Origin of the sequence: uncultured Caulobacter sp. (genome assembly GCF_937900395.1) — a bacterium.
Lineage (GTDB): Bacteria > Pseudomonadota > Alphaproteobacteria > Caulobacterales > Caulobacteraceae > Caulobacter.
This window is the reverse complement of the sequence record NZ_CALCDX010000091.1, coordinates 1-5647: the sequence shown is the minus strand read 5'-3', so window position 1 is coordinate 5647 and position 5647 is coordinate 1. Positions and strand designations below refer to the sequence as shown.

Below are 5647 nucleotides of genomic sequence, written 5' to 3'. Positions count from 1 at the left end.
AGCTAGCCCCCTCCGGCCCTCTGGGCCACCTCCCCCGCATCGCGGGGGAGGAACTTCACCGCCGCTCAGCGAACACCCGCATCGCCTCGGCGAGGTACTCCGTCAGGCCCGGCGCGATCGCCTCGTAGCGGGCGGTGAACTCGGGGTTCTCCTGATAGAGATGACCCAGCCCCTTGAAGGCGTCCGGCGTCGGCTCGCGGTTCCAGGAGCGGCCGACCCACGCCCAGTGGCGGCGCATGATCGCCGTCACCGGATCGCTGTCGACCGGCAGCCCCTGCTTCAAGGCCTTGGCCAGGTCGTGCTCGATCGCCTTGGCCTCCTCCTGGAAGTGGGACCAGTCCTTCTTGCCCCAGGTCTTCATGCCGGCCTTGGCGTCGGCGATCCGCTGGGCGGCCTCGTCGCCATAGCGCTCGACCAGCCAGGCTTCGTGTTCAGCCTGCTTCTTCGGGTCGAAGCCTTCGAAAAGCATCTTGTCGTCCATCGTCTCGTCTCCTTCGAGGTTGGCGAGGGTCCGGTCGACGACGGTCACCAGTCGGGCGTAGCGTTCGGCCTCGGCCGCCAGGCGGCTCCGCTGGGCGCGGAGCGCGGCGGCGAGGTCGAAGTCAGGATCGTCCAACGCGGCCTGGATGTCCTTCAGCGGAGTCTCCAGGGCGCGGTGGAAGAGGATCTGTTGCAGGCGCAGCAGGTCCTGGCGGTCGTAATAACGATAGCCGTTGGCCCCGACGGCGCGGGGCTTCAACAAGCCGATGGCGTCGTAGTGGTGCAGCGCGCGCACCGAAACGCCGGACAGCTTGGCCATCTGCTTGACCGTATAGACGCTCAACCTTGGTGTCCTTTCGTCGACCTTGCCTCTCGATGGGCAAGTCACTCAGGGATCACGCGGCGTGAGGGTCAAGCAGGCCGTGAAAGAAAATCGCGACGCCTAGCTCAGGGCGATCGGCGCGCCCTCGGCGCTGGCGACCGGCTTGTCGAGCAGGGTGGTGATGGCGGGGCCCTGGACACGGGCGATTCCGGCGGCGCGGCACGCCTCCAGCTCGGCCCGCGTGGCCACGCCCGCGACGCCCTGCAGCACGCCCTTGCCCTCGTAGAGGTTCTTGCGCTCGGCGAACCTCTGGATGTTGCTCATCCGGTCGAATTCGGTTTCGCCGGTCAGCAGCAGGGTGACGCTGTCGATCAGCTCCGGCGGCAGGCCGTGGATCGGGAAGGTGGCGTCTTCGACCCGCAGGTCCATGAAGGCGAAGCTGCCCTTCAGGAAGGCGCGCATCTGCTGCAGCATGCCCAGCGAGGCCTCGCGCGGCGTGCCGTAGATCGTGGCGACCAGGCGCGGCTGCTGATCCAGCGGATAGCGCGAGAGGCGGGTCTTGTAGGCGTCCAGGGCGTACTGCGTCGTCAGGTTCCAGAAGCCGAACGGCACCAGGATTTCGCCGAACGTCGCCGCCTTCAGCGCCGCCTGGGCGTCGGTCAGGCAGACGAGATCGCGCTTGAGCAGCTTGTCGTCGTCCTCCGGCGGCGGCTGCAACAGATCGGCGCGCATGCCGATGAGCGACGCGACGAAAGCGTTGGCCGAGAGATCATAGACGCCCCACCAGCCCGTCTGCGGCGGCGGAGGCGGCGGCGGAGGCGGCGGAGCCTTGGGCGCGACCGGCGCCTTGGCGGTCTTCGACGCCTTATCGGCCAGAGGAACGTCCGCCGCGCCCGCTTCGGCCTTCTCGGCCGCCAGGGCCTTGGCCTCCTCGTGGGTGCTGGGTACGGACTCTACCGCGTCGGCGGTGATCACATGGACCCGGCCGGCCGCGCCGCCATAGCCCTTGCCGGCGACCAGGCCGGCCAGTTCCTTCTGCGACAGGCTGGCGAACTTCAGGACGGCGGTCTCATCGCCCTGGAAGGTCATCAGGCAGATCTCGCCGCCCTCGCCGCCCGGAAACAGCACCTGCTCCAGCTCGGCCGCCAGGGCCTGCATCTCGGCGGGATCCAGAGTCTCGACCCGGTTGTCGGCCAGCACGAAGGCCAGCGGGGCCACGGCGCCGCACTTGCGGGGGGCGCGCCAGCGCGCCTTCAGGAAGGCGTCGGCCACGGCCTGCGCCTTTGAACGCGGGATTTCGCCGGGTTGGCTCTCGCCGGCGTTGAACAGGATTCGGAGGCAGGCGATGGCCGTCATGAGTGCAACACTAGGTAGGAATCCTCGCCAATTCGTTGAGGGCCCCGGCTAAAAGCAACGCCCCGCGGCTTTACACGGCCAGCGGAAGTTCATCGATCGGCGTCTCCTGTTCGGTCACGGGCGTGGCGAACAGGCCGCTGACGAAAGGACCCTTGATCGTGTTGGCGCCCATACGCCGCGCAAGCTCCAGCTCGCGCGCGTTGCGCACCCCCGCCAGGCCCTGACGCAAGCGGCGGGCGGCGTAGACCTTTCGGTCGGACAAGAAACGGTGGATTTTCAACAGGCGGGACTTCTCGTCGTCGCCTTCGAGCTGCAGCACCACGCCGTGCGCCAAGCCTTCGGGCACCGCCTGGCAGTAGAAGCCGGCGTCAAGAACCCGCAGATCGACGCGGGCGAAGCTGGGCAGGACGATATCGCGCAGCGGGGCGATGGCCGAGAACGGCAGGTCTCGCGGCACTTCGTAGATCACCGCCGCCATCCGCTCGCGAACGCTGGGCGGCAGGGCGGTGAAGCGCGCCTGATAGGCCTCGCGGATGCCCGCGCGGACCACGCTCCACATTCGGATTCCCACCCAGGCCTTGAGGCTGGGGTCGGCCTCCAATGCCGCGACGGCGCGGTCGAAGGCCAGGAGGTCGGCCTCGGCGAATTCGGAGTCGTCCTGTGGCTCGGGCGCGCCGGGCTTGCGCACGACCATGATCTCGGAACTCTCGAACTTCTGGCTTCCCAGATTGTAGACGCCGCGCCAGCCCAGATGGATCGGCGTCTGAGCCTCGGCCTTGGGCTTGGCCGCGACCACGCGCGGCGTCGAGCCCCAGGGCGCCAGCTCGGCGACGCCGTCGCGGCGGATCAGGCGCGTGCGGCCCTCCGGCGGCGGCGGCTTGCCGCCGCGCATGGCCAGCAGCTCTTCCTCGGTCAGGGTGGAGAACTTGAGGACCTGCTCTTCCTCGCCCTCGAAGGTGAGCATGCAGAGATCATCGCGACCCTGGGTGCCGAATAGCCGCAGCTGCAGCTCCGAAGCCATATGTCGCAGTTCTTCGCCGTCCAGATAATCGGCGTGGGGATCCACCAGCACATAGGCGCCGGGCGCCACGCGGCCGTAGCGACGGGGCGCCGGCCAGTGGGCCTCGATATAGGAGGAGGCGGTCTTGTCGATCTTGGCCGGAGTCACGCCCTCGACGGCCGTCTCGCGCGCGCCGTGTTCAATGCAGATTCGAAGACATGCCATCCCGCCCATGCGGGGAAACTTATAACGCCGTGTATTGAGAATTGCTTCTCGGAACTAATGGCGCGACAACGCGCCACAGACCTTAAACGAATGCCTCAGACAACCTGAAGTCTAGGCGTTGGCGCACACCCGGCCAGTCGTAATCAGTGATCGAAAAGACGGCCGTGTCGCGCACGTGACCCGTCCAGGTGATCTTGTGGTTGCGCAGCACGCCTTCCTTGGTCGCGCCCAGCTTCTGGATCGCCGCCTGGCTGCGGGCGTTGCGAACGTCGGTGACCAGCTCGACGCGAATGGCGCCGCAGTCGAACGCGTGCGCCAGCAGCAGCCGCTTGCTTTCCGGATTGACCGGACCCGACCGCGCCTCAGGGTTGAGGAAGGTCGAGCCGATCTCCAGACCGCAGTGGAGACGGCGGATGTTCAGGTAGCTGGAGGTGCCGACCACCTTGCCGTCCGACAGGCGGCGAATGGCGAAGCCGATGCGCTCGCCCCGGTCTGTCTCGCCCTGCAGCGCGCCCCAGAAGTCGTCGAAGCCCTCGCCGCAGCCATTGACCGACATGATCTCCCAGCTTTCGGGATCGCAGTCGACGGCGGCCTTCAACTCGTCGCGGTGATCGATGGTGACGGGTTCGAGGCGCACGTGGCGCCCCTGCAGGATGTCGGCGGTCAGGTTCAGCATGACCGCCGTTGTCCGACAGGCGTGCGACGAACACAACCCGCCGGCCGGAAACTTACGCAATCGGACGTGGCCCTGCCCGCTTGCCCCGCGCGTCAGGGCGTTCTACAAACACTTCAAACAAGCGTTTGAGACAAGCAAAGCGGGCAGAGGGAACACCATGGACTTCGACATCTCCCCCAAGCAACGCGTCTTCCTGGACCGCGTCACCGCGTTCATGGACGAACACGTCTATCCGGCGATCCCGGCCTACGACGCCGAGATGAACGTCCTGGGCCAGGAGCGCTGGAAGGTCGTCCAGGTGCTGGAAGAGCTGAAGAAGAAGGCCAAGGCCGCGGGCCTGTGGAACTTCTTCATGCCGCCGCACAGCGGCCAGACCCATGTCGACGACACCTTCGTTTTCGAAGGCGAGCAGCTGACCAACCTCGAATACAGCCTGATCGCCGAGCACATGGGGAAGGTCAGCTTCGCCTCGGAGGTCTTCAACTGCTCGGCGCCGGACACCGGCAACATGGAAGTGCTGATGCGCTACGGCACGCTGGCGCAGAAGGAGCGCTGGCTGCGCCCGCTGATGAACGGCGAGATCCGCTCGGCCTTCCTGATGACTGAGCCGGCGGTGGCCAGCTCCGACGCCACCAACATCGAGACCCGCATCGAGCGCGACGGCGATCATTATGTGATCAACGGCCGCAAGTGGTGGTCCTCGGGCGTGGGTGACCCGCGCTGCAAGGTGGCGATCGTGATGGGCAAGACCGATCCGACCGCCTCGACCCACCAGCAGCAGAGCCAGGTCCTGGTGCCGATGGACGCGCCGGGGATCGAGATCGTCCGCATGCTGCCGGTGTTCGGCTATGACGACGCTCCGCACGGCCACGCCGAGGTGATCCTCAAGGACGTCCGCGTGCCGGTCGAGGAGGCCCTTTTGCTCGGCGAAGGCCGCGGCTTCGAGATCGCCCAGGGCCGCCTGGGCCCCGGCCGCATCCACCACTGCATGCGCACGATCGGCGCGGCCGAGGTGGCGCTGGAAAAGATGATCAAGCGCCTGATGACCCGGAAGGCGTTCGGCAAGTACCTGTCCGACCACTCGGTCTGGGAGCAGCGCATCGCCGAGGCCCGCATCGACATCGAGATGTGCCGCCTGCTGTGCCTGAAGGCCGCCGACATGATGGACAAGGCCGGCAACAAGTCGGCCCGCCTCGAGATCGCGATGATCAAGGTCGCCGCCCCGCGCATCGCCCTGAAGGTCATCGACGACGCCATCCAGGCCCACGGCGGCGCGGGCGTCACCACCGACTTCGGCCTCGCCAAGCTGTATGCCGGCATCCGCACCCTGCGCCTGGCCGACGGCCCGGACGAGGTCCACTGCCGCACCATCGCCCGCATGGAAATGTCCAAGTACGGCGACCTGGCCTACAAGCAGAAGACCGAACGCGACGCGGCCCTGCACGTGCCGGGGATACGGTAAAAGGCGTCGAGATGCTCCCCCGCGATGCGGGGGAGCTGTCGCGGAGCGACTGAGGGGGCTAGCACGGCATGCGCCCAGCTCGCCCCCTCCGGCCCTCTGGGCCACCTCCCCCGCATCGCGGGGGAG

Annotated in this window: 5 protein-coding genes; 1 reads left to right on the top strand and 4 read right to left on the bottom strand. The window is 67.4% G+C overall.

Going from position 1 to position 5647, the window contains the following annotated elements:
- Nucleotides 1–55: 55 nt before the first annotated feature.
- The 4 genes from Q0379_RS07900 to Q0379_RS07885 form a co-directional block, all read right to left on the bottom strand.
- Entirely contained in the window at nucleotides 56–823 is a 768-nt protein-coding gene (locus tag Q0379_RS07900; RefSeq protein ID WP_299006732.1) for a MerR family transcriptional regulator, read from the bottom strand.
- 99 nt (nucleotides 824–922) lie between these two features.
- Nucleotides 923–2158: a hypothetical protein gene (locus Q0379_RS07895; RefSeq protein ID WP_299006730.1), complete on the bottom strand. Its 1236-nt coding sequence runs from the start codon at nucleotides 2156–2158 to the stop codon at nucleotides 923–925.
- A 70-nt stretch (nucleotides 2159–2228) separates the two neighbouring features.
- Nucleotides 2229–3383 carry a hypothetical protein gene (locus Q0379_RS07890; RefSeq protein WP_299006728.1) on the bottom strand — a complete coding sequence of 385 codons (1155 nt, stop codon included), beginning with the start codon at nucleotides 3381–3383 and terminating at the stop codon, nucleotides 2229–2231.
- Nucleotides 3384–3465: 82 nt separating this feature from the next.
- Nucleotides 3466–4059: a GNAT family protein gene (locus Q0379_RS07885; RefSeq protein ID WP_299006725.1), complete on the bottom strand. Its 594-nt coding sequence runs from the start codon at nucleotides 4057–4059 to the stop codon at nucleotides 3466–3468.
- A 157-nt stretch (nucleotides 4060–4216) separates the two neighbouring features.
- On the opposite strand from Q0379_RS07885, the gene Q0379_RS07880 reads away from it, so the two are divergent.
- Nucleotides 4217–5521, top strand: coding sequence for an acyl-CoA dehydrogenase family protein (locus tag Q0379_RS07880; RefSeq protein ID WP_299006722.1), 1305 nt, complete (start codon nucleotides 4217–4219; stop codon nucleotides 5519–5521).
- Nucleotides 5522–5647 lie beyond the last annotated feature (126 nt).

Excerpts from the sequence above, each read along its gene's own strand:
- Q0379_RS07890 (WP_299006728.1), bottom strand. The coding sequence starts at position 3,383 with ATGGCATGTCTTCGAATCTGCATTGAACACGGCGCGCGCGAGACGGCC.
- Q0379_RS07885 (WP_299006725.1), bottom strand. The coding sequence starts at position 4,059 with ATGCTGAACCTGACCGCCGACATCCTGCAGGGGCGCCACGTGCGCCTC.
- Q0379_RS07880 (WP_299006722.1), top strand. The coding sequence starts at position 4,217 with ATGGACTTCGACATCTCCCCCAAGCAACGCGTCTTCCTGGACCGCGTC.
- Q0379_RS07895 (WP_299006730.1), bottom strand. The coding sequence starts at position 2,158 with ATGACGGCCATCGCCTGCCTCCGAATCCTGTTCAACGCCGGCGAGAGC.